Annotated in this window: 25 protein-coding genes; 5 read left to right on the top strand and 20 right to left on the bottom strand. The window is 44.9% G+C overall.

The window, feature by feature from the left end; translation table 11 throughout:
* Positions 1–128: 128 nt before the first annotated feature.
* Positions 129–1346 (bottom strand): ROK family protein, encoded by a 1218-nt coding sequence (locus AB6E51_RS08545; RefSeq protein ID WP_017062140.1) that lies wholly within the window; start codon positions 1344–1346, stop codon positions 129–131.
* A gap of 319 nt (positions 1347–1665) precedes the next feature.
* Here AB6E51_RS08545 and pyk point away from each other — a divergent pair, with 319 nt between their 5' ends.
* A complete protein-coding gene (gene pyk, locus AB6E51_RS08540; protein ID WP_017062141.1) occupies positions 1666–3114 on the top strand; it encodes a pyruvate kinase in 1449 nt (482 codons plus the stop codon).
* Positions 3115–3273: 159 nt separating this feature from the next.
* Here the strand turns inward: pyk and AB6E51_RS08535 are convergent, their stop codons facing one another.
* Both AB6E51_RS08535 and AB6E51_RS08530 read right to left on the bottom strand, forming a co-directional pair.
* A complete protein-coding gene (locus tag AB6E51_RS08535; RefSeq protein WP_017063485.1) occupies positions 3274–4488 on the bottom strand; it encodes a patatin family protein in 1215 nt (404 codons plus the stop codon).
* 55 nt (positions 4489–4543) lie between these two features.
* Positions 4544–4633, bottom strand: coding sequence for a YnhF family membrane protein (locus AB6E51_RS08530; protein WP_100214626.1), 90 nt, complete (start codon positions 4631–4633; stop codon positions 4544–4546).
* A 145-nt stretch (positions 4634–4778) separates the two neighbouring features.
* Between AB6E51_RS08530 and AB6E51_RS08525 the strand changes: the two genes are divergently transcribed.
* Complete coding sequence (locus tag AB6E51_RS08525) at positions 4779–5372, top strand: outer membrane beta-barrel protein (protein WP_017067207.1); 594 nt, start codon at positions 4779–4781, stop codon at positions 5370–5372.
* A 92-nt stretch (positions 5373–5464) separates the two neighbouring features.
* Here the strand turns inward: AB6E51_RS08525 and AB6E51_RS08520 are convergent, their stop codons facing one another.
* From AB6E51_RS08520 to yceD, 15 genes are all read right to left on the bottom strand, one after another.
* On the bottom strand, positions 5465–5869 hold the full coding sequence (locus tag AB6E51_RS08520) for a hypothetical protein (RefSeq protein WP_017062144.1): 405 nt from the start codon (positions 5867–5869) through the stop codon (positions 5465–5467).
* Positions 5870–6098: 229 nt separating this feature from the next.
* Positions 6099–7529, bottom strand: a complete 1431-nt coding sequence (gene ptsG / locus AB6E51_RS08515; RefSeq protein ID WP_102332502.1) for a PTS glucose transporter subunit IIBC — start codon at positions 7527–7529, stop codon at positions 6099–6101.
* Between the two features lie 445 nt (positions 7530–7974).
* Complete coding sequence (locus AB6E51_RS08510) at positions 7975–8742, bottom strand: TatD family hydrolase (protein WP_017063483.1); 768 nt, start codon at positions 8740–8742, stop codon at positions 7975–7977.
* On the bottom strand, positions 8733–9698 hold the full coding sequence (locus AB6E51_RS08505; protein ID WP_372058188.1) for a DNA polymerase III subunit delta': 966 nt from the start codon (positions 9696–9698) through the stop codon (positions 8733–8735). Before AB6E51_RS08505 ends, AB6E51_RS08510 begins: the two co-directional genes overlap by 10 nt.
* 6 nt (positions 9699–9704) lie before the next feature.
* Positions 9705–10337 carry a dTMP kinase gene (gene tmk / locus AB6E51_RS08500; RefSeq protein WP_017062148.1) on the bottom strand — a complete coding sequence of 211 codons (633 nt, stop codon included), beginning with the start codon at positions 10335–10337 and terminating at the stop codon, positions 9705–9707.
* Between the two features lie 10 nt (positions 10338–10347).
* Positions 10348–11364: an endolytic transglycosylase MltG gene (gene mltG, locus AB6E51_RS08495; RefSeq protein ID WP_017062149.1), complete on the bottom strand. Its 1017-nt coding sequence runs from the start codon at positions 11362–11364 to the stop codon at positions 10348–10350.
* Positions 11361–12239, bottom strand: a complete 879-nt coding sequence (gene pabC / locus AB6E51_RS08490) for an aminodeoxychorismate lyase (RefSeq protein ID WP_017062150.1) — start codon at positions 12237–12239, stop codon at positions 11361–11363. Before pabC ends, mltG begins: the two co-directional genes overlap by 4 nt.
* Before the next feature lie 104 nt (positions 12240–12343).
* The gene (gene fabF, locus AB6E51_RS08485; protein ID WP_372058189.1) at positions 12344–13588 is read right to left on the bottom strand and encodes a beta-ketoacyl-ACP synthase II; all 1245 of its coding nucleotides are present in this window, start codon (positions 13586–13588) and stop codon (positions 12344–12346) included.
* A gap of 93 nt (positions 13589–13681) precedes the next feature.
* Positions 13682–13915: an acyl carrier protein gene (gene acpP, locus AB6E51_RS08480; protein WP_004737381.1), complete on the bottom strand. Its 234-nt coding sequence runs from the start codon at positions 13913–13915 to the stop codon at positions 13682–13684.
* 166 nt (positions 13916–14081) lie between these two features.
* Entirely contained in the window at positions 14082–14816 is a 735-nt protein-coding gene (gene fabG, locus AB6E51_RS08475) for a 3-oxoacyl-ACP reductase FabG (RefSeq protein ID WP_170962450.1), read from the bottom strand.
* 25 nt (positions 14817–14841) lie between these two features.
* Complete coding sequence (gene fabD, locus AB6E51_RS08470; RefSeq protein ID WP_017063479.1) at positions 14842–15765, bottom strand: ACP S-malonyltransferase; 924 nt, start codon at positions 15763–15765, stop codon at positions 14842–14844.
* A gap of 80 nt (positions 15766–15845) precedes the next feature.
* Entirely contained in the window at positions 15846–16796 is a 951-nt protein-coding gene (locus AB6E51_RS08465) for a beta-ketoacyl-ACP synthase III (RefSeq protein ID WP_017054985.1), read from the bottom strand.
* A 5-nt stretch (positions 16797–16801) separates the two neighbouring features.
* Positions 16802–17827: a phosphate acyltransferase PlsX gene (gene plsX, locus AB6E51_RS08460; protein WP_017062152.1), complete on the bottom strand. Its 1026-nt coding sequence runs from the start codon at positions 17825–17827 to the stop codon at positions 16802–16804.
* 9 nt (positions 17828–17836) lie between these two features.
* A complete protein-coding gene (gene rpmF, locus AB6E51_RS08455; protein WP_004737376.1) occupies positions 17837–18007 on the bottom strand; it encodes a 50S ribosomal protein L32 in 171 nt (56 codons plus the stop codon).
* Between the two features lie 35 nt (positions 18008–18042).
* The gene (gene yceD / locus AB6E51_RS08450) at positions 18043–18570 is read right to left on the bottom strand and encodes a 23S rRNA accumulation protein YceD (RefSeq protein ID WP_017062153.1); all 528 of its coding nucleotides are present in this window, start codon (positions 18568–18570) and stop codon (positions 18043–18045) included.
* Positions 18571–18719: 149 nt separating this feature from the next.
* Here yceD and AB6E51_RS08445 point away from each other — a divergent pair, with 149 nt between their 5' ends.
* On the top strand, positions 18720–19301 hold the full coding sequence (locus AB6E51_RS08445) for a nucleoside triphosphate pyrophosphatase (protein WP_017067204.1): 582 nt from the start codon (positions 18720–18722) through the stop codon (positions 19299–19301).
* Between the two features lie 280 nt (positions 19302–19581).
* On the opposite strand, the gene rluC is transcribed toward AB6E51_RS08445, so the two are convergent.
* Positions 19582–20526 (bottom strand): 23S rRNA pseudouridine(955/2504/2580) synthase RluC, encoded by a 945-nt coding sequence (gene rluC, locus AB6E51_RS08440; RefSeq protein WP_372058190.1) that lies wholly within the window; start codon positions 20524–20526, stop codon positions 19582–19584.
* Positions 20527–21144: 618 nt separating this feature from the next.
* On the opposite strand from rluC, the gene rne reads away from it, so the two are divergent.
* Positions 21145–24312 carry a ribonuclease E gene (gene rne, locus AB6E51_RS08435; protein ID WP_372058191.1) on the top strand — a complete coding sequence of 1056 codons (3168 nt, stop codon included), beginning with the start codon at positions 21145–21147 and terminating at the stop codon, positions 24310–24312.
* A 258-nt stretch (positions 24313–24570) separates the two neighbouring features.
* Complete coding sequence (locus AB6E51_RS08430; RefSeq protein ID WP_017062156.1) at positions 24571–26118, top strand: SulP family inorganic anion transporter; 1548 nt, start codon at positions 24571–24573, stop codon at positions 26116–26118.
* A gap of 114 nt (positions 26119–26232) precedes the next feature.
* Here AB6E51_RS08430 and AB6E51_RS08425 read toward each other — a convergent pair whose 3' ends face one another.
* Positions 26233–26682: a low molecular weight protein-tyrosine-phosphatase gene (locus AB6E51_RS08425; protein ID WP_017067202.1), complete on the bottom strand. Its 450-nt coding sequence runs from the start codon at positions 26680–26682 to the stop codon at positions 26233–26235.
* Between the last annotated feature and the right edge of the window lie 41 nt (positions 26683–26723).

Genomic DNA, 26723 nt, shown 5'->3' with positions numbered 1-26723 from the left:
CCTACTTCAATAGGTTAAAGCAAAGCGCCAATGCACAGAATGCTTAAACTAAGTACAACAAATGATGTTATACAAAGCTTAAGTACATGGAAAGGTTCAAGGTAAGGCTACAAGACGAGAAAAAGGGGTTAACCTTCAATAACTTTCATTAACAGTTGGCCATCGTATAAGGCCTGCTTGATGAGCGCAGCACCTGGCATGGTTGCCTGCTTATAAAAACGAGATTCCACCAGCTCTAAGTCTTTATGGTAAACCGATAGACTCTGCTCTTCGATACACTTTTGAATCGCCGGGTATAACACGCTCTTCGCCTGATTGATAACACCACCCACCAAGATTTTCTCTGGGTTGAACAGGTTAATCACAATCGCAATCGCAGAACCTAGATAACGGCCTAACTGTTCAATCACTTCGACAGCCAGCGGATCCCCATTAGCAGCGGCAGCACAGATCTGTTCAATAGTGACGTCTTCAAACACCGTTAGCGTTGATTCTTCACCATTTACCAATCGCTCTTTGACTTGCTCACGGATTGCCTGAGAACTCGCCACCGTTTCTAAACAGCCTCGATTACCACAGTGGCAAAGCTTGCCTTCCTTGTCGATCTGGATATGCCCCAACTCACCGATGTTACCGTGACGTCCTTGCAGAACGCGACCATCAAGAATGATCCCGGCACCTAAACCGTGGTGAATCGAGATAAGAACAGAGTTGTCGTTGTCTTGTGAGTTACCAAACAGCTTTTCTGCTAATGCCCACGCTCGGGTATCATTGGCAATAAAAACTGGCAAACCGGTTTCTTTGTAGATCTCCGGCCCCAACGCTAAGTTTTCAACGTTATAGTGCGGCATCTGCAACACAATACCTTGCTCTGAATTCACCAGACCTGGCAGTGTGATAGCGATACTCGTCACCCTGTCGAGTTGCTCGGCATAGGTTTGGAAGAACTCATCGATTTCATGGAGAAGACGCGCAAGCACATCGTCTTGATCACGTTCATGGATATCAATCTTGGTATCGATAAGCACGTCGCCGCCCAATTCATGGAGCGCGATCGTCAAGTATCCGCGACCAAGACGCATCGACAAAAATTGCCAACCTTCGTTATTGGTTTGCAGACCGACAGCAGGACGCCCACGAGTCGTGGCTTCTTGAACCGTCGTTTCGTGAATAAGGTGAGCTTCAATGAGTTCACGGGTAATTTTAGTAATACTCGCCGGAGCCAACTCACTTTGCTTGGACAGATCGATACGAGAAATAGGACCTTTAAGGTCAATTAGTTTATATACACGACCAGCATTGACCTGTTTGATATGATCAATATGGCCCGGTTGAGCCATGTACATTTTACGCTCCAGAAATCATCAACGAGGTAATTTTTTTACTTTGCGAAGTAATTGTGAAGTCACTTGGTATATCGCCGTGACCAGTATCACGTATATACATAAATCTTTGTGTATAGAGTCAAATAGTTCGAGGAAAATTAACACCCACATCGATAATTTGCGACTTAATTTTCAGAATAAAACATCGCGTTTGAGCCCTGAATTCAATAATTAAAGGCAAATCAAGAAATATCCTCCTAGCTCCCAATAAATTATCAATTAATGCATATACTTAATTCAGTCTTTTAAAAGATTACTTGGCCTCACTCTAGGAGTATTCATGACAGCCGAATTAAGAAAAACGAAAATCGTCACAACGCTAGGCCCTTCTACTGATAAAGGTAACGTGCTTGAAGAGATCATCAAAGCCGGTGCCAATATTGTTCGTATGAACTTCTCTCACGGCACCAGCGACGACCATATACAACGCGCAGAAAAAGTCAGAGCAATAGCAAAAAGACACGGTACTCAAATCGCCATTCTCGGAGACTTACAAGGTCCCAAGATTCGTGTGTCGACATTCAAAGATGGCAAAATCCAACTTGCCGTAGGCGACCTGTTCACTCTCGATAGCAGCCTAGGTTTAGGTGAAGGCAATCAAGAAGCCGTTGGCCTTGATTACAAAGAACTGCCTAACGACGTATCCGCCGGCGATATACTGTTGCTTGACGATGGTCGTGTTCAACTCAAAGTAACCAAAGTGGAAGGCTGTCGCGTTCATACCGAAGTCATCATTGGCGGCCCACTCTCAAATAACAAAGGCATCAACAAAAAAGGGGGTGGCCTTTCCGCAGAAGCGCTAACAGAAAAAGACAAGCGCGACATCGTCACCGCCGCACAAATCAAAGTGGATTACCTAGCGGTGTCTTTCCCTCGTAATGGTGAAGACATGCACTATGCTCGTCAGCTTGCACGAGAAGCCGGCTTAGAAGCTCACCTCGTCGCAAAAGTGGAGCGAGCAGAGACAGTAGCTACAGTTGAGAACATGGATGACATCATAATGGCCTCAGATGTGGTCATGGTGGCTCGTGGTGACCTCGGAGTGGAAATTGGCGACCCTGAGTTAGTCGGAGTACAAAAACAGCTTATACGCCGTGCCAGAGCGCTTAACCGAACTGTCATCACCGCAACTCAGATGATGGAATCAATGATTTCTGCGCCAATGCCAACCCGTGCCGAAGTTATGGATGTTGCCAACGCCGTACTCGATGGCACCGATGCTGTGATGCTGTCTGGTGAAACTGCAGCTGGTGACTACCCAGTCGAGACCGTAAAATCGATGGCTGAAGTCTGTATTGGTGCGGAAAAAATGGCAGGCATTAATAACCAATCCAATTACCGTATTGACCGCACCTTTGTTACTGCCGAAGAAACCGTTTCGATGGCGACCATCTACTCTGCAAACCATATGGAAGGCATTAAAGGCGTTGTCACTCTCACCGAGTCAGGCCGCACCGCACTGATGATGTCTCGCCTGAGTGCCGACATGCCGATCTACGCGCTGTCTCGTAACGAAGGAACGCTTAATCGCTGTACCTTATACCGAGGTGTGACACCAATCTACTTCGAGACAGAAGCCGAAGACAGCTTTGACATTGCACTATCTACACTCACTTGCTTGAAAGAGAAAGGACACCTTAAGTTTGGTGACCTAGTGATCGTCACTCAAGGCGACATTATGGATGTAGCAGGGTCAACCAACTGTATGAGAATCTTGCCTGTCACCTAATATTTGACCTTAAGGCGAAACGATTCGCCTAATCTCAAAAACTTAAAAGGGTTATCGAACCAAGTTCAATAACCCTTTTTCATTTCAGAACACGACTCACTAAAATCTGCTTAAACAGCATAACGAGATCACAGCATGCTAGCTCATCAACTTCGGGAATTAGTTACCCGCAGCAATGGTGGCTAACTGTGGCATATGCGAGTTGCGAGCGTTTTCCGTTGAGGTATAGGTCTCCACAAATCGGTAACCGGCTTCTAAACCCAATTCGTAATCATGCAGTAAATCATCTTTATGACTCATTAATGAGCTCGATTTAAGCGTTTGACTAGGTGCTATCTGAACCACAAACGCGTCGTCTGGTGGCGAATTCAAAAAATCCTGAGTCAATGAGTAGGTCTGATAATGCACCATCAGCATGTCAGCCAACCCTGAATCAAACTTATCTCCGATTAAATGACTTAAGCGATAAATATCATCTGCACCAAATAGCCAGCGACCACCGTTCAGCAGGTCTAAATGCCCACGGTCACGCTTCTGCTCTTTTGAGCGCATAATTTGTTGTTGGAAGAAAGAGGTCCAGTCGGTTTTCCACTGTTCCACTTTCTGTTGCCAATGGCCTTGAACACTGTCGAAAGATTCGCGGAACCACTCCAGTTCTTCTGCAGATATAGGTTTAGGCGCTTTGACTGAAGATCCCTTAACTGGTGCTTCAACCAAATGGGTATTACCTTCCTCCACCACTGGCTCAGTACGAATCACCACAATAGAACGAGCTTGTCTTCGCCACGCTTCCTGAACTGGGATACACGCCGATACACCACCGTCCACATAAGCACTGTCACCAATAAAGACTTCGTCATTGTACAAGCGAGGAATAGCACAGGTCGCAATCATCACCTTGTACCAATCTTCGCCCAATAATGGGAAGTAGTGGTCTCGTAAGTCTTTGGAATCCGTTACAGCCGCATAGAAGTGGCGATCGCCTAGCGTTTGTCGTCCTAAATCCAGATCGAGCTTATATGGGTAAGCCATGATTTGTTCTAGCGCCCATTCTAATCCTAGGTTCTTTCTGTGTCGTATATAGGAAAAGAGATTGAAGAACTCTGGTGAGGTTGTGAGGTCGAGAACAAAAGAACGTCCAAGGCCTTTATCACGGCACAGATAAGCACATAAGTTGAGAGCACCTGCTGAGGTACCAAAAAATTCGTCGAAGGGGTCAAAATTTGAGAGAAGAAAGGCATCCAGCACTCCAGAAGTAAAAATACTTCTCTGTCCGCCACCTTGAGCGACCAGTGCTGTTTTTCCAGCAATAAACTTAGCGTAATAATCCAAGTCTATTGCTGTATCAATATTGGTTATAATCCCACTATTCATTATTCATTATTCATTATTCCCTGAGTATCAAAACTCAGCCTCGCAATAGATGGTATTAACTACCAATCGCAATAAAGCCAAATGAAAGAATGATCATGTAGATAAACACGGTAATTTGTAGGGCATTTTTCAGATTATGGTCCATAGACACCTCTGGCTTATTATTAATTTGTCGAGTCTCTATTTAAGTACTATCAGGTGTGTGAAGTATCTTCAAGAATCGTCGAAATTAGTCGCACAATATTGATGTAACCATCACAGTTAGTAAGTGTATGGATAAGGATATACTCATGAATAACAAAGCAAATATGATGGCACTGATTACGCTTCTCTCCGTTTCAAGCGCGTATGCTTCGCCGGAGATCATCATTACACCTATGGTAGGTTATACCGGCGGTGGCAGTGTCGAAGACCAGGACGGTAAAACCTATGACATGAAAGGCTCTGAAAATTACACCTTTGCCATTGAAACGCCACTTGAAAAAGGACGCATCGGCTTCTTCTACTCCAATCAGAGCTCGGAATTAGAAACGCTTAACCTAAGCTCCTCCATCCAATACCTGCACCTTCAAAGCAGCATCTACTACCCTGCTTCGCCTGTGTTGTCGGGTTATCTAGGGCTAGGCCTGGGTGCTTCTTACGTCGATGTAGACTGGGCAAAAGATAAGTATGGATTCTCAACTTCTATCTTTGGTGGCTTAGAGTACAAATTTAGTGACCGACTAGCGTTGAACACACAAGTACGTTGGTTAGGCACGGTTGTCGACAACGATACCTCCGGTGTTTGTAATATCCCAAATAACGGGCAAGAGTGCATCATTCGCTTTGATACCGACTGGATGAACCAATTCCAAGCCAATGTCGGACTGAGTTTTACTTTCTAAGCGGCTCAATGAAGCAAAAATATAAGATCGGCCCAAACTAAAAAACCAGCTAAATGCTGGTTTTTTCATTATTAAAACGGTTTTAGTTCAGGTTAGAACTTATAGGTAACACCTAAAGCGCCGCCCACTTGCAACTCAACACCTTTATACATATCGAGTTCAGGGTGAACTTGAGCGTAAGCATTCCAACCTTCGTAGAAATTCACTTTCACGCCTAACGGCAAGCGTAAGCCAAAGTCGTCATTCCATTCAGCCCAAGCACCAGCACCGACGTACCAGCTCAACGGAGCTTCAGTCTCGAACTGACCACGCTTCAAAATGTAATCAAAGGCAGCGCCGTCATTGCCAATCGTAGCACGGTATTTCTGATCAAATTCCACAACGACACTCAGGTCTTGGTCAATGGCGAGTCCAACTTCCAAAGCTGGAGCTTCAGAAGCTTGAGCAAACGAGGCTCCGCTGCAGCACATAAGGCCGATCAAGTAACGATGTTTCATAATATTCTCAGACTGTACTTAAAAAACGGAAGTCTACTGGAATCTCAGCAAAAGGTGTCATCGCTGGGTAAAAGATAAAAGACACGAAAAATTTGGGAACGACCATCAAATGATCGAGTTGAATGATAAGTACCTGAGTTAATGGAGATTAAGCACAATAGATCTTTCATAGAGCAGAAAACAAAAAAGGAGGCCTTTCGGCCTCCTTTCAATTTATTGAATCAGAGAATTAACCGTTGTTACGGATCCACTCATCCATGTCTGTCTTAAGGTTGTCAGACTTAGTACCGAAGATAGCTTGTACGCCACCCGCTACTACTACAACACCTGCAGCGCCTAGTTTCTTCAGCTTGTCTTGGTCAACAAGAGCTGTATCAGCTACTGCAACACGTAGACGAGTAATACAAGCGTCAAGACCAGTGATGTTCGCTTTGCCACCGAATGCAGCAACTAGCTCACCAGCAAGTTCAGAACCAGTCGCAACTGACTCTTCTTCAGTCTCGTCTTCACGGCCTGGAGTTTTAAGGTCTAGAGCTTTAATCACAGTGCGGAATACGATGTAGTAAATTGCAGCGTAAGCAATACCACATACAACCATTAGGCCCATCTTAGACGCGTGGCCAGATAGAACTAGGAAGTCGATTAGACCGTGTGAGAAAGATGTACCGTGTACAAAACCTAGAGTGTTCGCAAGAACGTATGCAGAACCAGCTAGTAGAGCGTGGATTGCGTACAGTACTGGAGCAACGAATAGGAAAGAGAATTCGATTGGTTCAGTGATACCCGTTAGGAATGAAGTCAACGCAGCAGAAGCCATGATGCCCATTACTTTAGCGCGGTTTTCAGGCTTAGCTGAGTGTGCAATCGCGATTGCAGCAGCAGGTAGACCGAACATCTTGAACATGTAACCACCAGCTAGCTGACCGAAGCCATTGCCCGCTGCACGAGATGCGTCATCAGCAACTAAGTAACAAGTAAGAACACCGTTTTGAGTTTCGCCAGCAGCGTTTACACAAGTACCAGCTTCAAAGAAGAAAGGTACGTTCCAAACGTGGTGAAGACCAAATGGAATTAGAGAACGCTCAACGATACCGTAGATACCAAACGCCACTTGTGGGTTTTGGTGAGCAGCCCAATCAGAGAACGCAGAGATAGCGCCGCCAACTGGTGGCCATACTACAGATAGTAGGATTGCTAGACCAATCGCAGAGAAACCTGTGATGATTGGCACAGCACGCTTACCAGCGAAGAAGCCAAGGTACTCTGGTAGTTGAATACGGAAGAAACGGTTGAATGCCCAAGCAGCAACACCACCGACTAGGATACCACCTAGTACACCAGTATCGATTTTATCAACGCCCATTACACCAGCCATTACGCCAAGTGTAGCAGTCATGATGCCATAACCAACGATAGCAGCTAGACCCGCTACACCATCGTTGTTAGTAAAGCCAAGTGCAACACCTACTGCGAACAGTAGTGCCATTTGACCGAATACTGAACCACCAGCTTGTTCCATTAAGTTTGAAACGATTTCTGGAATGAAAGGAAGATCTGCTGCACCGACACCTAGCAAAATACCCGCAACTGGTAAAACTGATACTGGAAGCATCAGAGACTTACCAACTTTCTGCAGGCTAGCAAAAAGGTTCTTAAACATGTTTATGCTCCTGATAAAGATAAAATAATTATATTGGGTTCTAACGGCACACCCCCGTAGCCTATATGTTAGCACCCTGCGAAAATGTAACCATGTATTGCATTATATTTTCTGCCGCTAAATATATATTGATGGGGAACTAACTTTCTAGTCACTTACGAAATTTAGTTTCAAAACACGTCTTGGATCACATGTCAAATCTAGAAATGCAATGCTTTACAAGTGTTTAATGCATTGAAATATATAAGTATTTTTCAAGAGCCCTATTATTTTACTGGGTAAATAAAATAGGAGCGAATGTTATTTTTAGTAACAAAATTACAAATGTTATAATTAGCGCTCTCAAGTTCAACATAATTCGTAAACATTAAAAAAAAACGTATTTTTGGTGATCAAAAACACAAAAAGGGAGCTTTTGCTCCCTTTTATTTGTTTACTTAGATTTTTATCGCAAAAAAAGTTTTTGGTAATTTTTGGTCGTTTGTTCGGCAACCTCTTTCATCGACACACCTTTTAATTGCGCAATGTAGGCCGCCACTTCGACGACATATGCAGGCTGATTCTGCTTTCCACGATATGGAATGGGCGCCAAGTATGGAGAATCCGTCTCGATCAGCAACCTGTTTAGCGGTAGGTTTTTAACAACTTCTTTAAGTTCTGTAGCCTGCTTAAAGGTCACAATGCCTGAAATTGAGATATAGAAACCTAGTTCCATTGCTGCTTCTGCGAATGCTTGATCTTCGGTAAAGCAGTGAATCACACCGCCACACTTCTCAGCTCCACCATCACGTAAAATAGCTAATGTGTCTTCACGTGCGTTACGAGTGTGAATGATCAAAGGTTTATTCAGCTCAACGGCTAACTCAACATGCTGCTTAAATCGTAGCTGTTGCAGCTCCGCCGTCTCTGGTTGGTAGTGATAATCTAAACCTGTCTCTCCAATCGCCACAACCTTAGGGTTGCTCGCGTATTCACGCATTGTCTCTAGGCTGAAATCACTTTCAACATCGAGAGGGTGAACGCCACAAGAGGCTTTAACGTTATCAAACGGCGAGATCATCTCGAGCATATTTTCAAACGAATCGAGTGTCACACCGACAGAAAGCAATTGGTCTACATTAGCAGCCTTCGCCTTGTTAACCACATCTTCTACGCTGGTGTGTAAATCTTGGTAATCCAGTTTGTCTAAATGACAGTGGGAATCTACGAACATGTTTCCTCGCAAGTGGCTATCAGCCAATTCATTATGAGTAGCTCCGTATTGAGCCCAGGGTGTTGCTTTAACTGCTCAATCAATGTCAGCAGTTTATTCGATGCTGCATAAGCACTTTGATAAGACATCGCCTCACACAGTGCTTTCGCACTCGGAGTGAAAGCCTGATTCGCCAAACCAAAATGCAGCTTCTGTACATCTGACAATAGATGCCAAAGCCAGCCAAGTTGAATCAAAGGGTCTTTGCTAAGCTCTGTAGAGAACTTTAGCATGTCAGGTTGAGTGCCTTTTATCACATTCACAAAGCCATCGAGCGCTTTTGTTGAAGCTTCAACGCCACCTTGCTCAAACATCGCTTTTGCTTTTAAAGGCGCGTTGTCATTGAGTGCTAAAATATACTGCGGTACCGCTTTGCCCACTTCACCATCTAACCACGCTGATGCTGTCTCTAACTCCGGACTAACCACATTGAATTGCTGACAACGGCTAATAATAGTCGGCATTAAGCGATTACTGTTACGAGTAGACAGAATGAAGATGCACTTGCTTGATGGCTCTTCCAGAGTTTTCAATAGTGCGTTGGAAGCCGATTCGTTCATTGCTTCAGCAGGGTTAAGCAAAATAACGCGCAAACCACCTAACTGAGAAGACTCTTGAGCCCAGCGGTTACTGGCACGCACTTGATCAACCGTGATCGACTTACCTTCTTTCTCGGGTGAGATCACATGAAAATCAGGATGACTGCCCGACTTCATTAACTCACAGCTGTGGCAAAACCCGCACGACTCGCTTTCATAGTTCGTGCACATCAATGCGTCGGTAAGTTGGCTAATCAAAGCATCAACGCCGAGCCCTTCCGGTGCATTAACAATCACAGAGTTAGGAAAACGCTCCGCATCGAGACTTTTTTTCCACTCACTCCATACCGGTGTGAGCCAAGAATACACTTCAGCCATGACTACCTACTGTTTGTCGAGCCAAGCAGTTAGCGCGACTTTAATATCAGCGGCTACTTGCTCAATTTCTTGCTGCGCGTTAATCACAAGTACAGAATCATCTTGTTCTGCAATTTCTAGATAGCGCTCACGCGTTCGGTCAAAAAATGAGATGTCCATCTTTTCAATTCTATCAAGCTCACCACGGCCTCTAGCACGCTCTAGCCCTACTCTAGGGTCTAGGTCCAAATATAGCGTTAGATCGGGTTTAAAGCCGCCTAGCGTGGTTGCTTTCAGTGATTCCATAGTCGTGCGCGCGATCTGGCGACCACCACCTTGGTATGCCTGTGAAGACATATCATGACGATCACCCAATACCCATTGACCATTGGCGAGTGCCGGCTTGATGACGTTCTCGACTAATTGAACACGTGCTGCATACATCAACAGCAATTCAGTCATGTCTTGAAGCTTCTCGCCTTCGTGCTCTTCTTTAACCAATGAACGCATCTTTTCAGCTAAGACAGTACCACCCGGCTCGCGAGTATTAACAATATCTTCAACACCCGATGCTTTTAATGTCTCAACGATGGCATTGATTGCTGTGCTTTTGCCAGCGCCTTCAAGGCCTTCAACCACGATAAATTTCGACTGATTCATAATTATTTCTTTATCTGTTTTTTCTTAATTGCTTTAAGTAAGCTCGCACTGCACGGTTATGCTCAGTCAAACTCTTTGAAAATACGTGCCCACCTGTTCCACTCGCAACGAAATACAAGTAGTTGCTCTTCTCTGGATTCAACGCCGCGTTGATAGACGCTTTGCCTGCCATAGCGATAGGTGTCGGTGGCAAGCCACTCATTGTATAGGTGTTGTAAGGCGTTGGCGTGCGTAAGTCTTTCTTACGGATGTTGCCATCGTAGCTGTCACCCATGCCATAGATAACCGTTGGGTCAGTTTGCAAACGCATACGCTTGTTTAGACGGTTAACAAACACAGAAGAAACACGCTCACGTTCTGACGCAACAGCGGTCTCTTTCTCAATGATAGATGCAAGAATTAACGCTTCGTATGGCGATTTAAGAGGCAGCTTATCCGCTCGATTTTCCCACTCTTCATTCACCACGCTCATTAGGTCTCGATGCGCGCGCTTCAACAAATCTAAATCAGTGGTGCCGTAGGTGTAGTGATACGTTTCTGCTAAGAAGAGACCTTCTAGCTTTTCGTTTTCAATACCCAACTTTTCAGCGATCTCTTTTTCAGAAACGCCATCCAATGTCTGTTGAATGAATTCGTTGTCTTTTAGCTGAACAAGCCATTCGTCAAAACGACTGCCTTCAACAAAGGTAATAGTAAACTGGTGTTCTTTCCCTTCTACAAGCACCTGTAGCGCTTGCTCTAAGGTTAAACCCGGTTCAAGCAGGAAAGTACCCGCTTTTACGTCTACAAGCTCAGGATGTAACTTACGGATTAATTTCTCGTAAGGAGAAGCCTCAAACAGCCCCTCGTTAATCAACTGGGCTAGAACGCGGTTAAAGCTGCTACCTGAAGCAACAGTCACGACTTGTGGTTTTTCTAATTGAATAACTTGTTTCAGGTTATCTTGCGCTTGGTTGTAAACATAAAAACCAGCAGCACCGGCTGCAATTAAGCACAAGATAATAAAAATAAATAACTTTTTGATCACGAGTTTAGTTGTCCTTGAAGGCTACGAGTAATGGTTCCAATGTTAAATTGGGTATCACTAATACGGGTAACTGGGGCAACCCCTAAAATGGAGTTTGTCATGAAAACCTCATCAGCTTGCATGAGTTGAGATAAGCAGTAGTCACTAATTGTAACGGAAAGTTCAGCCTGATTCAGCGCGGTTAACACTTGCTTACGCATAACCCCCGCGACACCACTTTGAGTGAGTTGAGGTGTGTATATCGACTGACCTTTGCGCCAGAACAGATTGGCCATGGTGGTTTCAATCACATTGCCCGATATATCAAGAACCACGCCATCCACTTCATTAGCTTGATCCATTTCATCTTTCATCAAAATCTGCTCAAGGCGATTATTGTGCTTATGGCCAGCCAGTAGTGGGCTCAAACCTAGCGCTTGATGGCAGATACCGAGTTCAACACCGGAGTCTTGCCACGCTGAATAATGGCTTGGGTAATCAAAGGTACTGATGGTGATTGTCGGCTTGGCGATATTCTTGGTACTGTAGCCACGCCCACCCGCTCCACGACTAACGTGCAGCTTGATCCCTGCTTTTTGATTATGAGGCTTGTTGGCGTTATGGAGCTTCTTTGAACCATCAAGGCTCTTTGTGCCATGAAGAGCGTTATGTTGGATGTGTTGAAGCGCAGTATCGAGCCAAAGACTAACAACATCCCAATCAAGAGCAGAAATGCGTAGCGCTTTAAGGCACTCGTCGACACGGTGCTGATGATCGTGAAGATGTTGTATCTCACCATCACTCACGAGCATTGTCGTAAAACAGCCGTCTCCGTACTGAAACGAGCGATCCAAAATATCGATAGTTTGCTGGCTTTCTCCATCAACCCAAAACATGTTTTTCCCCATAAAAAGAAACGGCTCAATGCTAAAGCATCAAGCCGTTTAAAAACAAGTCTAATTGTGACTATCTACGAGTGTTTACGTCTTTAATAAGATGATTAAATCTTTTTGAAGATCAAACAGCCGTTTGTACCACCGAAACCGAATGAGTTACATGCAGCATATTCCATGTTGCTAACTTCACGCGCAGTGTGAGGTACTAAGTCAATATCTAAGCCTTCTTCAGGATCATCTAGGTTGATTGTTGGTGGAACAATTTGGTCAACCAGAGACATAGCCGTGATGATAGCTTCAGCAGAACCAGCAGCACCTAGAAGGTGGCCTGTCATTGATTTCGTAGAAGAAACCAATACTTGCTTGCTGCCTGCTTCGCCAAGAGCACGCTTGATGCCCTTAACTTCCGCTACGTCACCAGCAGGAGTCGAAGTACCGTGTGCGTTTACATAACCGATTTGTTCACCAGTAATGCCAGCATCACGCATAGCCGCTTCCATTGCTAGTGCGCCACCTGAGCCATCTTCACTTGGAGATGTCATGTGGTAAGCGTCACCCGACATACCGAAGCCAACTAGCTCACAGTAAATCTTAGCGCCACGAGCTTTCGCATATTCGTACTCTTCAAGAACCATCATGCCTGCACCGTCGCCAAGAACGAAGCCATCACGGCCTTTGTCCCATGGACGAGAAGCTTTTTGAGGCTCATCGTTACGAGTAGAAAGTGCTTTAGCCGCACCAAAACCGCCCATACCTAGTGGAGTTGATGCTTTTTCAGCACCACCCGCTAGCATTGCGTCTGCATCGCCGTATGCAATCATACGAGCCGCGTGACCAATGTTATGTAGGCCAGTCGTACATGCAGTAGAAATCGCGATGTTTGGACCGCGTAGGCCACGCATGATAGACATGTGACCAGCAATCATATTCACGATCGTCGACGGTACGAAGAACGGGCTGATCTTACGAGGGCCTTTTTCAGTTAGAGCTTGGTGACCGGCTTCGATCAAACCAAGACCACCAATACCAGAACCGATAGCAACACCCACACGTGGAGCGTTTTCTTCAGTAATAGTTAGGGCTGAATCATCTAAAGCTTGAATACCTGCTGCGACGCCGTACTGGATGAACAAGTCCATCTTACGAGCATCTTTTTTAGTCATATACTCTTCGCAGTTAAAGTCTTTAACTAGACCTGCAAAACGAGTTGAGAAATTGGTTGCATCAAAATGATCGATATTAACGATACCACTTTGACCAGCTAGCAGGGCTTTCCAAGAAGATTCTACAGTGTTGCCTACCGGTGACAACATACCCATGCCAGTGACAACTACACGACGCTTGGACACGATTTTACACTCCGGGGATTGAGGTGATTTAAGATGAGGATAGATGAGTTAGATAAAACACAGGCGGTCGAGGTGACCGCCTGGGAGAGATTATTACTGAGCGCTAGTTACGTAATCGATAGCTGCTTGAACAGTAGTAATTTTCTCAGCTTCTTCATCTGGGATTTCAGTGTCAAATTCTTCTTCTAGAGCCATTACTAGCTCTACTGTGTCTAGAGAATCTGCACCTAGGTCATCAACGAAAGAAGCTTCGTTTTTAACTTCAGCTTCGTCTACACCTAGCTGTTCAACAATGATTTTCTTTACGCGTTCTTCGAGGTTGCTCATTTTTTCTTTTCCTTTACAGAGTTCGCTTTATGCGATGTTTTCCGTAGTTTATTCAATCTATTGAAAGTTGCAAGGTCAACTTTTCTGGTCAAACCACAATTTTCACGATTTTAACCGAAATTACGTATGATCTTGACTTAAATCATGCACAAATGTTGCACATAATTTACACCATGTACATACCGCCATTGACGTGAAGTGTTTCACCTGTGATATAAGCTGCCGCAGGTGACGCCAAAAATACCACAGCTTCAGCGATTTCGCGAGGGTCACCTAGTCGACCTGCTGGTACATTCGCCAAAGTTGCTGCACGTTGGTCATCATTTAGCGCTTTAGTCATGTCTGTTTCGATAAAACCAGGCGCTACAGTGTTTACTGTAATGCCACGAGACGCAACTTCACGAGCCATTGATTTAGTAAAGCCAATTACACCAGCTTTTGCAGCTGCGTAGTTAGCTTGACCAGCGTTACCCATAGTACCAACTACAGAACCAACGTTAACAATACGGCCTTGACGCTTCTTCATCATGCCACGCAATACAGCTTTAGACATGCGGAAAATAGGCGTTAGGTTAGTATCAATGATGTCGTTCCACTCATCGTCTTTCATACGCATAAGTAGGTTATCACGAGTGATACCAGCGTTGTTAACTAGAATGTCAATCGCACCGAATTCATCGTTGATGGTTTTCAGTGTAGCAGCAATTGAGTCAGTATCCGTTACATTAAGAGCAAGACCTTTACCGTTCTCACCAAGGTACTCGCTGATTGCAGCTGCGCCGCCTTCAGATGTCGCAGTACCGATAACTTTAGCACCACGCTCAACTAAAAGTTCAGCGATTGCACGACCGATGCCACGGCTTGCGCCTGTAACTAGTGCAACTTTGCCTTCTAAATTCATCATAACTTCTCTATTAAGTGGTTATTTACTTAGCAGCTTCTAGTGATGCAGTGTCATTAACTGCAGCAGCTGTCATAGTTTTTACGATTCGTTTTGTTAGACCAGTAAGAACTTTACCAGGGCCTAATTCAAGTAGCTTCTCAACGCCTTGCTCATTCATCGCTTGTACGCCTTCAGTCCAACGAACTGGGCTGTACAGCTGACGAACAAGTGCGTCTTTAATTTTTGCAGGATCTGTTTCAGCGATAACATCAACGTTATTGATAACAGGCAATGCTGGCGTGTTGAACTCTAGAGCTTCTAGAGCCACCGCTAGCTTGTCTGCTGCTGGCTTCATCAGTGCACAGTGAGACGGCACAGAAACAGGTAGCGGAAGTGCACGCTTAGCGCCCGCTTCTTTACAAAGTGCACCAGCACGCTCTACTGCCGCTTTGTTACCCGCGATAACAACTTGGCCAGGAGAGTTAAAGTTAACTGGAGACACAACTTCGTCTTGCGCAGCTTCTTCACACGCTTTAGCAATCGCTTCATCGTCTAGACCGATGATTGCGTACATTGCACCAACACCTGCAGGAACCGCTTCTTGCATCAGTTGACCACGTAGTTCAACCAGCTTGATCGCTTCTTTAAAGTCGATAACGCCGGCACATACAAGTGCAGAATATTCACCTAGGCTGTGACCTGCTAGATTTACAGGTTGCTCTAGGCCAAGCTCTTGCCATACACGCCAAATTGCAACAGACGCTGTTAATAGAGCCGGTTGAGTGCGAAAAGTTTCATTTAGATTTTCTACAGGACCATCTTGAACCAATGCCCATAGATCGTAACCAAGTGCTTCTGAAGCTTCAGCAAATGTCTTTTTAACAACATCATACTGTTCGCCTAGGTCAGCAAGCATACCGATAGCTTGAGAGCCTTGGCCTGGGAATACGATAGCAAATTTGCTCATTGTAATTTTCCTTTAAGCAAAGCAAAAAATTGAATAAGGCACATAAGTTATGTGCCTTGTTTGTTGATTATCGCTTAGGGTTAGAATTTAACTAACGCAGAACCCCAAGTGAAGCCGCCGCCAAATGCTTCAAGTAGAAGCGTTTGACCACGTTTAATTCGCCCGTCGCGAACAGCCTCATCTAGGGCCGTTGGTACGGTAGCTGCTGACGTGTTGCCGTGCTTATCAAGAGTAATCACTACTTGATCAAGCGACATCGTCAGCTTTTTAGCGGTTGCCGAGATAATACGGTAGTTCGCTTGGTGTGGAACTAACCAATCAAGCTCTGACTTATCCATATTGTTCGCCGCTAAGGTGTCTTTAACTAGCTTAGAAAGCTGAGTTACCGCCACTTTAAATACTTCGTTGCCCGCCATGTGCAGCCATTTGTCTGCATCACCGCCGCGCTCTGGTACTTCTAGGCTTAGAAGCTCACCGTATTTACCATCAGAGTAAATATGAGTAGACAAAATACCTGGCTCTTCGCTTGCGCCTACAACCACCGCGCCTGCTGCATCACCAAATAGGATGATAGTAGAGCGGTCAGTCGGATCACAGGTTTTTGACAGTGCATCAGCACCAATTACCAAAACGTTCTTACACATGCCAGTCTTGATGTGTTGATCAGCAACAGACAGTGCGTAGACAAAACCAGAACACGCTGCAGCCAAATCAAACGCAGGGCAGCCTTTGATACCAAGCTTGCCTTGTACCTGACATGCCGAAGACGGGAATGTGTGGCTACTGCTGGTTGTCGCAACGATGATTAAATCAATCTCTTCTTTGTCGATACCTGCCATTTCAATGGCATTTTCAGCAGCGTAAAACGCCATATCAGCAACGGTTTCGTTTTCCGCTGAAATACGACGCTCTTTAATACCCGTTCTAGCAACGATCCACTCATCGCTAGTCTCTACCATTTTCTCTAAGTCTGCGTTAGTACGCACCTGAGATGGCAAGTAGCTGCCAGTACCTAAAATTTTGCTATACATGAAGACTAATAATGCCTCTCGAGTAAAACCGCTTCCAAACGATCGCTAATGCGGCTGGGGACTTGTCGTTTGACCTCGTGTACTGCTTCACCAATCGCGTTGACGACTGCAGACACATCAGCACTTCCATGACTTTTAATGACAATGCCGCGCAATCCTAACAAACTTGCGCCGTTATACTGGTCGGGGTTCAAGGTTTTTAATTCAGTAAATAGCTCAGAAAACAGCATTCTGGCTATCCAACCCTTTATTGTTGAAGCCATCATGCGCGTTTTTAGCTTATCAATAAAGAGCTGAGCCGTACCTTCGCACGTTTTTAAGCAGACATTGCCCACAAAACCATCACATACGACGACATCAGCAGCATCTTGAAGTAATTGATTACCTTCAATATAGCCTATGAAGTTCACAGACTGGGTATTAGACAACATTTCAGCGCATCGTTTTACAAGGTCATTGCCTTTAATTTCTTCTGCACCGATATTCAAGATAGCGACACGTGGTGCGCGACCTAAATGTTGTTCTGCTAATGCACTGCCCATGACAGCAAACTGAAAGAGTGAATCTGCGTCACTAGAAACGTTCGCCCCTAAATCAAGCATCCATGTGCGATTTCCGGATGCAGTAGGCAAAGCTGAAACCAATGCAGGCCTATCAATACCGGGAAGAAGCTTGAGTCTGAAACGGGATAAAGCCATCAGTGCGCCAGTGTTACCACCACTCACACAAGCATCAGCCTGTGATTCGGCAACCAGATCGATAGCGGCACGCATAGAGCTACCCTGACTATTACGTAAGGCTAGTGAAGGTTTTTCAGAATTGGAAATGACTCGATCACAATGCTGGATACTCAAACGAGAATCAGGCATTCGACCTAATGAAGATAATTGAGATGTGATCGCGTTTCGATCACCTATTAGAATGACTTTTAGCTCTGGGAAATACGACAGTGCCTGCACGGCGGCAGGCACTGTTACACGAGGACCGAAGTCCCCGCCCATTGCATCAAGCGCAACGGTTAGATTTTGCAAAGGTCAACCTTACTTGTTGATAACCTTTTTGCCGCGGTAGAAACCTTCGGCAGTCACGTTGTGACGTAGGTGAGTTTCACCTGAAGTTGCGTCTACAGAAAGTGCAGCTGTAGTTAGCGCATCGTGTGAACGACGCATGCCACGCATTGAACGTGATTTCTTGCTCTTTTGTACGGCCATTGACCCTACTCCTATGTAAATTCTTAAAGAAGCAATTACTTCTTTAAGCTTTTTAAAACATCAAATGGATTCGGCTTTTTGTCTTCCTCAATTTCTTCAGGAAGTTCACCAAACACCAAGTTATTTGAGTTAACGCTACATTTCGCATCGTCGTGCATTGCTATTTGTGGCAATCCAAGGATGAACTCGTCTTCAACTAATTGAATCAGGTCTAACTCACCGTACTCGTTCAGATCTACCAAATCGTACTCTTCCGGTGCTTCCTCTTCACTTTTCTCACTGTAAACAGGAGTATAAGTAAATTGGACATCGCACTCATGTGCGAAAACCTCATTACAACGTTGACACTCTAAATCGACTTCGACGTTAGCTTTACCAGAGATAACGACTAATCGTTGTTCATCAAGCCCAAATGACATTGAGACTTGCGCGTCACGTTTTACGCCTTCAGTTGCTTCAGTTAAACGCTTCAAAAGACTGACCTGGATGATACCATCCATATCGAGTCGTTTTTGAGCCGTTCTTGCCGGATCAACTGTACGCGGTATTTTTTCCTTTTGCATAGGGCGCGAATCTTATCTTCCAAATCGTGTTTAGTCAAAGGAAATGGCAAAAAAAATGTACTTTCCTGCCTTTCCTATTCAGAGCATTATGAATAGCAGGACAAGTTACGTTATCCTGAGATAAATGCTTCCTTGAATTGTAAATTAAAATGAGAAATTACCAACTAGTTTTAGCCTCTACATCACCATTTAGGCAAGAGATCCTCAAAAAACTACAGTTAAGCTTCATTACAGCCAAGCCAGACTGCGATGAAACGCCGCTTCCTGAAGAGACGCCTCAACAGCTGGTGATGCGCCTTGCTGAGACCAAAGCTAAGTCTTGTGTTGTGGAGCAACCTAGCTTAGTCATTGGTTCTGATCAGGTTTGCGTAATTGATGGAGAGATCATTGGTAAGCCTCACACTCGAGAAAAAGCGATCGAGCAGTTATCTCGTCAAAGCGGCAAGAGCATTACTTTTTATACTGGGCTTTCGGTTTGGAACAACGAAACCAATGAAGCTGACACACGTCTCGACACCTTTGTAGTGCATTTCCGCGATTTAACTAAGCAACAGATCATTAGTTATGTTGAAAAAGAGCAGCCTTATTACTGCGCAGGTAGCTTTATGTGTGAAGGGTTAGGCATCGCGTTGTTTAAACAGATGGAAGGGAAAGACCCAAATACTTTGATCGGCTTACCGCTGATCGATCTAGTCGATATGTTAGAAGCGCAAGGAATGGGGGTACTATAACGGATACGCTCTCTTTGTTAGAGATTCCCTACTCCTTCCTTCGTCAGTCTAGGGAATGGCGGAACACGCAATTTTATCTAACCAACTAATGATATAGAGCGTGATTTTAAAAAGTCGTCATCCTCAAGAGCGAGGAACGAGCGACTTGGGGATCTTCTACAACAGATGAAAACAAAAAAGGTTGACGATATTCGTCAACCTTTCTCATTTATGGATACTGAAGAACAAATTTAGAGGCACTCTATACCTTCGTATCTCGTATCTCGTATCTCGTATCTTCTTAAAGCTTACGTAAACCAGTTAGGGCTTTCTCTAGCCTTCTTTCCATTGGCGCCGAGATATCCATCTTCTCTTCACTACCTGGGTGTGTGAACTTGATGTTTGCTGCATGTAGGAACAGACGATCAAGACCAACCTTACCCGTGTAAGCGTCAAAACGACGATCACCGTAGCGATCATCCCAAGCAATTGGGTGACCAGTATACTGAGCGTGCACACGAATTTGGTGTGTTCGGCCTGTAATTGGGCTTGCTTGAATCAACGTCGCCTCTTGGAATTTTTCTAAAACCTTAAAACGGGTTTCAGAAGCTTTACCATTCGGGTTAACTCGAACAATGCTGTTCACTTCATTTTTCAACAAAGGTGCGTTGACGACTTTGCAGCTGTTCTTCCATTCGCCCATAACTAAAGCGAAGTAGTATTTTTGAACCGTTTTTTCACGGAACTGTGCTTGAAGGTGTCTTAGCGCCGAGCGCTTCTTAGCAACAAGCAAAATGCCAGACGTATCTCTATCGATACGGTGCACTAATTCAAGAAAACGAGCATCAGGGCGAAGAGCACGTAATGCTTCAATCGCGCCAAATTTTAATCCGCTACCACCATGAACAGCAGTGCCAGACGGTTTGTTAATAATTAGCATGTGATCATCTTCATAAATGATGCACTGTTCTAATTCTGAAACCTTGTTGAGTTTCGTGCTCGGCACGTTCTCTTCTGTTTTCTCTTCAATAGTAACCGGAGGGATACGAACTAAATCGCCAGCTTTTAGTTTGTACTCAGCCTTAATGCGTTTTTTATTTACGCGGACTTCGCCTTTACGCACGATTCGGTAAATCATGCTTTTCGGGATGTTTTTTAATTGGTTGCGTAAGAAGTTATCAATACGCTGACCAGCCATATCTTCGTCAATGTCGACGAATTGGACTTGGGTTCTAATTTCGCTCATTGCGCTATTGTATCACTGTCACTTTTGATAATTGAGATTTTCTTAGCCCTATTCCGAACTTATTTATCCCTAATCCTTACCGATCTATCCCAAAATGGTCGCCGAAGTTCTATATTTCTTTGATTCTTCGAACAAAAAAGCACCAAGATTCCTGCAAATTAAAATATCAATTGATAAATTATTTATAGACAGTGAGTTAGAGCTATCAAAACCCAAACAAAAACTGTTTTTTTTACAGCATTCCGACAAAGCAGATTGCTGTGTTTACCGACCGCTGCTATAGTTCACAGCTGCTATCAGTGGTTTGACTATTATTTAAACAGCTAACCATTCATAAGCAAGTAAATGAGTAGATAACTCAGATTAGACAGTGCTGCAATCGGCGTAAGACACGGTCAACTGAGTTCCTTATCGCTCTACTCACGTACACTCATGTTGAGTATTCACCGCCACATCGCGGATCATAGGCTAACTCCCTATGATGACTGACGTGCCCCAGAGCATCCCTCTCCAGCCGGGAGGCTGCACCGATAAAGCCATGGGATCTGGCACCATGAGAAACGAAATAAAGCGATAAGAACAATGATGAAAATAAGAAAAGACAATGAGAACTTCTAAATGAAAAGAATGTTAATTAACGCAACTCAAAAAGAAGAGTTGCGTGTCGCTTTGGTTGATGGCCAACGACTGTTCGATCTAGATATCGAAAGTCCAGGTCACGAGTCAAAGAAAGCGAATATCTACAAAGGACGTATTACCCGTATTGAACCAAGCCTAGAAGCGGCATTCGTTGATTACGGCGCAGAACGTCACGGTTTCCTCCCTCTTAAAGAAATTGCCCGCGAATACTTCCCTGAAGGTTATACATACCAAGGCCGTCCTAGCATTAAAGAAGTGCTAAAAGAAGGCCAAGAAGTAATCGTACAAGTAGAGAAAGAAGAACGTGGTAGCAAAGGTGCTGCACTGACAACTTTCATCTCTTTGGCTGGTAGTTACTTAGTTCTTATGCCTAATAACCCTCGTGCTGGCGGTATTTCTCGTCGTATCGAAGGTGAAGAACGCACTCAACTGAAAGCAGCATTAAGCACTCTTGAGCTTCCTCAAGGTATGGGCTTAATCGTGCGTACAGCGGGTGTTGGCAAAAGCGCAGAAGAGCTAGAGTGGGACCTGAATGTTCTATTGAACCATTGGGGCGCTATCAAGCAAGCTTCTGATTCAAATGCAGCTCCTTTCCTAATTCACCAAGAGAGTAACGTTATTGTTCGCGCAATTCGTGACTACCTACGTCGTGATATTGGCGAGATTCTAATCGACAGCAATACTATTTTTGAACGTGCACAAGCGCACATTCAATTAATACGCCCAGATTTCATGAATCGCGTTAAGAAATACGATGGTGAAGTGCCACTATTCAGCCATTACCAGATTGAAAGCCAGATCGAATCTGCTTTCCAACGTGAAGTTCGTCTTCCATCTGGTGGTTCTATCGTAATCGACCCAACAGAAGCACTGACTTCTATCGATATCAACTCTGCTCGTGCAACAAAGGGCGGCGATATTGAAGAAACAGCACTTAACACTAACCTAGAAGCTGCCGATGAAATTGCACGTCAATTACGTCTACGTGACCTAGGTGGTCTTGTTGTAATCGACTTTATCGATATGACCCCGGTTCGCCACCAACGCGAAGTAGAAAGCCGTCTACGTGATGCCGTTCGTTTAGATCGCGCACGTGTTCAGATTGGTCGTATTTCTCGCTTTGGTCTTCTAGAGATGTCTCGTCAACGTTTGAGCCCATCACTAGCAGAAGCAAGCCACCACATTTGTCCTCGTTGTACAGGTACTGGTGTTGTTCGTGATAACGAATCTCTAGCACTTTCTGTTCTACGTTTGATTGAAGAAGAAGCTCTAAAAGACAACACAGCACAAGTACTTGCTGTTGTGCCTGTTCCAATCGCTTCTTACCTTCTGAACGAAAAACGTCGCTCAGTAAACCACATCGAGAAGAACCAAGAAGTTAAGATCACTGTTGTTCCTAACTCAGACATGGAAACGCCGCATTTTGAGGTTATCCGTGTTCGTGAAGGTGAAGAGTTCGATCTACTATCTTACTTGCTGCCTAACAAGCTAGAAGCTCTAAAAGAAGCGGAAAGCAAAGAGCCTGCTGAACAGACTATTCGTCCTAAGAAGATCGAAGAACCTGCTCTGAAAGGCTTCGCAGCTCCTGCTCAATCAGCACCAACTCCTGCTCCAGCACCTAAAGCTGTAGAAGAGAAGAAAGCTGAACCAGCAGCGACTCAAGAACCAGGCCTAATTGGTCGTTTCTTCAAAGCTATCGGTAGCTTCTTATTTGGCTCTTCAACTCAAGAAGAGAAAAAAGAAGAAGAGAAGAAAGAAGAAGAAAAACCTAAAAACAATCGTAACAACGGCAACCGTCAACGCCGTGATCGTAACGATAACCGTCGTCGTAACCAACGTGGTGAGCGTGGCGAACAGCGTAACGACCGTGGTGAACGTGGTGACAATCGTAACGAAAACCGTGACAACAAACGCCGCCGTAAGCCAGCTCGTGATGAGAAGCCTGAAGAGCAAAAAGAAGCAGCTCCACAGCAAACTCGTCAGCCTCGCAAGCCTAAGCAAGACCGTCGCAACAAGCCACGTGATGAGCAGAAGCAACGCGAAGAGCAAGCACCATCTAAATTAGCAGAAGAAGGTCTACAGCTAGCAGCAGAAGCACAAGCTGGTAAACCGGAAGCGCCTAAGGCTAAACCTGAAGCGAAAGCAGCTAAGATTAAAGAGCGTCGTCAGCGTCGTAAACTGAACAAGCAAGTTCGTGTTAAAGACCAACAAGCTCAAGCTGAAGATAACGCTTCAAAAGAGCAGGTTGCTGCTAAAGAACTATCTGTTTCAAAAGAACAGTCAGTAGCTCAAGAGCAAAAAGTTGCGGAACAAGTAGAAGCAACTCAAGCGAATGCAGAGCAAACTGAACAGGAAGAGCCGAAACAACGTCGTAACCGTCGTTCTCCACGTCACCTACGTGCAAGTGGTCAACGTCGTCGTCGCGGTCGTGATCGTCGCCCTAACCCATTCCGCCTACGTAAAGGTGGTGTAGCTTCTCCAGAGATGGCTATGGGTAAAGTGATGCCTCGCTTCATTCCAAAACCTCACCACAAGCTGGCAAAGCCTGAAGTGGCTGAAGTTCAAGTAGCAGCTGAAGCTCAAACATCTGTTCAAGAGCAGAATGTTGCTCTAGAGACGGCACCACAAAGCAACGTAGCAATGACTGGCGGCTTCGCATGTCCAGAGCTTGCAATGGGTAAAGTTATCATCCGTCGTGAAGATGCTGCTGTTGAAGCTCAAGTAGCTGAGACTCCTGCTGCAGTTGAAGCTCCTGCAGTCGTTGAAGAAGCACCAGTGGTTGTTGAAACCGCGAAAGTTGAAGCTCCAGTGATTGCAGAAGCGACGAAAGTTGAAGCGCCTGTTGTAGCAGAAGCTGTGCAAGCAGAAGCAACACCAGTTGTTGAAGCTGAAGCGCCTAAAGCTGAAAGTGCAAAAGTTGAAGAAGCACCTGTTGTTAAAGCAGAAGCTCCTAAAGCGGCACCAAAGGCAGCTGTTGCTAAGAAGCAAGCCGGTTCACCAATGACTAAAGCTCCTGGTCCTCAAGAGATCAAAGAGATTGAAGTGATTGCAGCTCCGTTCCGCACTGAACGTTTTGTATCGAAAGGTGCAGGCAGTCAGGCAGCGTCGAACAAAGCTGGCGCGGCGATGACTAAGCCAAACTACTAGTGATTACTGATAGGTAATCGCAAGTAAATAGAATCAAAGGCTGCTTATTAAAGCAGCCTTTTTCATATCTACTAATCGAATAAAAATTAACAGATATATTACTCAAAGTTAGGTTCAACCTTGAACTTAATCACATTTTTGGGTAGCATTCGCGCACTTATCTTTTCGACACTTCGCTATTGCCGCTCTTTTCCATCACTGTTTGGCTACGCAATACACCCGTGTCGGTAAATCCATCTTAAGCATAGCTGAGCAAACATGTTCGAATTCCCACAATTTTCAAAGCACTCTGTAAAGAATGACGTGCTTTCAGGTCTTACAGTAGCCCTGGCTCTGGTACCTGAAGCTGTAGCATTCGCCTTTGTTGCTGGCGTTGACCCAATGGTTGGTCTTTATGCAGCATTCATCGTAGGTTTAATCACTTCTGTCTTTGGCGGCCGTCCAGGTATGATTTCTGGCGCAACCGGCGCAATGGCCGTTGTAATGGTGAGCCTAGTGGCAACCCATGGTGTTCAATACCTATTCGCAGCCGTTATGCTGGCTGGCCTTCTGCAAATTGCAGCAGGTGTATTTAAACTAGGTAAATTTATCCGTATCGTTCCACACCCAGTAATGATTGGTTTCGTGAACGGTTTGGCCATTGTTATCTTCCTAGCTCAACTTGGTCAATTTAAAGCGCCAGACGTAACAGGTGCGTTGACTTGGTTACCAAGCGGTCAAATGACACTAATGCTAGGTCTAGTAGCCCTTACAATGGCTATCATCCACTTCCTACCTAAGCTAACAACAGCAGTACCATCTTCATTAGTTGCTATTGTTACAGTAACGGCTTTGGTTGTGGGTCTTGACCTTGAAACTCGCACTGTTGTCGACTTCCTACGTACAATGTCTGGTGACGAAGCTGCTACGCTAGCGGGCTCTCTTCCAACATTCTCAATTCCTGCTGTTCCGTTTTCTTTAGATACACTACAGATCATCCTGCCTTACGCAATTATCCTTGCGGCTATCGGCCTGATTGAATCTCTGCTGACACTGACAGTACTAGACGAAATGACAAACACTCGTGGTCAATCTAACCGTGAATGTGTTGGTCAAGGTATGGCTAACGTAACGTGTTCTGTATTCGGTGCGATGGGTGGTTGTGCGATGATCGGTCAATCGATGATCAACGTAAACTCAGGTGGTCGTGGTCGTCTTTCAGGTATCGTCGCCGCAGTTGCACTACTGATGTTCATCCTGTTCGGTTCTGCACTGATTGAAATGATTCCTCTAGCAGCACTTGTGGGCGTAATGTTCATGGTTGTTATCGGCACATTTGAATGGGCAACCTTCAAGCTTGCGCGTCGCGTTCCTAAACAAGACTTCTTCGTTATCGTTCTTGTTACCGTAGTAACAGTACTGACTGATCTTGCTGTGGCAGTAGGTGTTGGTGTTGTCGCTTCTGCGCTAATGTTTGCTTGGCAACATGCTAAACACATCTACGCAGATACATCAGTAAACGCTGAAGGCTCAAAAGAGTACAAAGTTAACGGCCCAATCTTCTTTGGTTCAACGGCTAACTTCCTAGAGTTGTTTGACGCATACAACGATCCACAAGATGTAATCGTTGATTTCGCAAACTCACGCGTGACTGACCACTCTGCAATTGAAGCGATCGACACGATTGCTGACCGTTACGCGGCGCTAGGTAAAACACTTCACCTTCGCCACCTAAGCCAAGACTGTGTTGCTATGCTGCACAAAGCAGGTAGCTTAGTTGAAGCGAACGTTGCAGAAGACCCAATCTACAAAGTAATGTCTAAGTAATCTTAGCTGTAGCTTTAAGTTAGATTTAGAGAGGCCGACATTCAATGTCGGCCTTTTTTATACCTATCGGTCAGCCCTTACGCTGATAACAAAACGACGTACATTGTTCCTACACTACATCGAACGCAGTATCGCTTCGCTAGACTCTTCGATTAAATCCAACACCAATTCAAAACCATTTCCCTCACCATAATACGGATCGGGGATCTCTTGATATTGTGACTCTCCAAAGCTCAAAAATAATGCGAGCTTGTATTGGAGGTGAACTGGGCATTGGCTCATTAAGTCGTCTAAATTCGCCCTATCGGCCGCGAGTATCAGGTCAAATTCTTCGAAGTCATTATCTACCACTTTACGAGAAGTAATCCCCTTAAAGCTGTAGCCTCGCTTCTCTCCTGCAGATTTGGATCGCGAGTCTGGCGGGTTGCCTTGATGAAAACCAATCGTCCCCGCAGAGTCGACCACAACATCAATATCCAGCTGTTGCGCTTTCTTCCTTAGCACCGCTTCACCTGTTGGCGAGCGGCAAATATTCCCCATACAAACTACGAGTATCTTTTTCATCCCTAATCACCTGTTCTTCCGATGGTTTTTGCTATCGTTAA

Source organism: Vibrio sp. 10N.247.311.47 (assembly GCF_041467535.1).
GTDB lineage: Bacteria > Pseudomonadota > Gammaproteobacteria > Enterobacterales > Vibrionaceae > Vibrio > Vibrio crassostreae_C.
This window is presented reverse-complemented; position numbering and strand designations above follow the sequence as displayed.

What these genes read in the sequence shown, in the direction of transcription:
- AB6E51_RS08545 (WP_017062140.1), bottom strand. Translation starts at nt 1,346, where the DNA reads ATGTACATGGCTCAACCGGGCCATATTGATCATATCAAACAGGTCAAT.
- pyk (WP_017062141.1), top strand. Translation starts at nt 1,666, where the DNA reads ATGACAGCCGAATTAAGAAAAACGAAAATCGTCACAACGCTAGGCCCT.
- AB6E51_RS08535 (WP_017063485.1), bottom strand. Translation starts at nt 4,488, where the DNA reads ATGAATAGTGGGATTATAACCAATATTGATACAGCAATAGACTTGGAT.
- AB6E51_RS08530 (WP_100214626.1), bottom strand. Translation starts at nt 4,633, where the DNA reads ATGGACCATAATCTGAAAAATGCCCTACAAATTACCGTGTTTATCTAC.
- AB6E51_RS08525 (WP_017067207.1), top strand. Translation starts at nt 4,779, where the DNA reads ATGAATAACAAAGCAAATATGATGGCACTGATTACGCTTCTCTCCGTT.
- AB6E51_RS08520 (WP_017062144.1), bottom strand. Translation starts at nt 5,869, where the DNA reads ATGAAACATCGTTACTTGATCGGCCTTATGTGCTGCAGCGGAGCCTCG.
- ptsG (WP_102332502.1), bottom strand. Translation starts at nt 7,529, where the DNA reads ATGTTTAAGAACCTTTTTGCTAGCCTGCAGAAAGTTGGTAAGTCTCTG.
- AB6E51_RS08510 (WP_017063483.1), bottom strand. Translation starts at nt 8,742, where the DNA reads ATGTTCGTAGATTCCCACTGTCATTTAGACAAACTGGATTACCAAGAT.
- AB6E51_RS08505 (WP_372058188.1), bottom strand. Translation starts at nt 9,698, where the DNA reads ATGGCTGAAGTGTATTCTTGGCTCACACCGGTATGGAGTGAGTGGAAA.
- tmk (WP_017062148.1), bottom strand. Translation starts at nt 10,337, where the DNA reads ATGAATCAGTCGAAATTTATCGTGGTTGAAGGCCTTGAAGGCGCTGGC.
- pabC (WP_017062150.1), bottom strand. Translation starts at nt 12,239, where the DNA reads ATGTTTTGGGTTGATGGAGAAAGCCAGCAAACTATCGATATTTTGGAT.
- acpP (WP_004737381.1), bottom strand. Translation starts at nt 13,915, where the DNA reads ATGAGCAACCTCGAAGAACGCGTAAAGAAAATCATTGTTGAACAGCTA.
- fabG (WP_170962450.1), bottom strand. Translation starts at nt 14,816, where the DNA reads ATGAATTTAGAAGGCAAAGTTGCACTAGTTACAGGCGCAAGCCGTGGC.
- fabD (WP_017063479.1), bottom strand. Translation starts at nt 15,765, where the DNA reads ATGAGCAAATTTGCTATCGTATTCCCAGGCCAAGGCTCTCAAGCTATC.
- AB6E51_RS08465 (WP_017054985.1), bottom strand. Translation starts at nt 16,796, where the DNA reads ATGTATAGCAAAATTTTAGGTACTGGCAGCTACTTGCCATCTCAGGTG.
- rpmF (WP_004737376.1), bottom strand. Translation starts at nt 18,007, where the DNA reads ATGGCCGTACAAAAGAGCAAGAAATCACGTTCAATGCGTGGCATGCGT.
- yceD (WP_017062153.1), bottom strand. Translation starts at nt 18,570, where the DNA reads ATGCAAAAGGAAAAAATACCGCGTACAGTTGATCCGGCAAGAACGGCT.
- AB6E51_RS08445 (WP_017067204.1), top strand. Translation starts at nt 18,720, where the DNA reads ATGAGAAATTACCAACTAGTTTTAGCCTCTACATCACCATTTAGGCAA.
- rluC (WP_372058190.1), bottom strand. Translation starts at nt 20,526, where the DNA reads ATGAGCGAAATTAGAACCCAAGTCCAATTCGTCGACATTGACGAAGAT.
- rne (WP_372058191.1), top strand. Translation starts at nt 21,145, where the DNA reads ATGAAAAGAATGTTAATTAACGCAACTCAAAAAGAAGAGTTGCGTGTC.
- AB6E51_RS08430 (WP_017062156.1), top strand. Translation starts at nt 24,571, where the DNA reads ATGTTCGAATTCCCACAATTTTCAAAGCACTCTGTAAAGAATGACGTG.
- AB6E51_RS08425 (WP_017067202.1), bottom strand. Translation starts at nt 26,682, where the DNA reads ATGAAAAAGATACTCGTAGTTTGTATGGGGAATATTTGCCGCTCGCCA.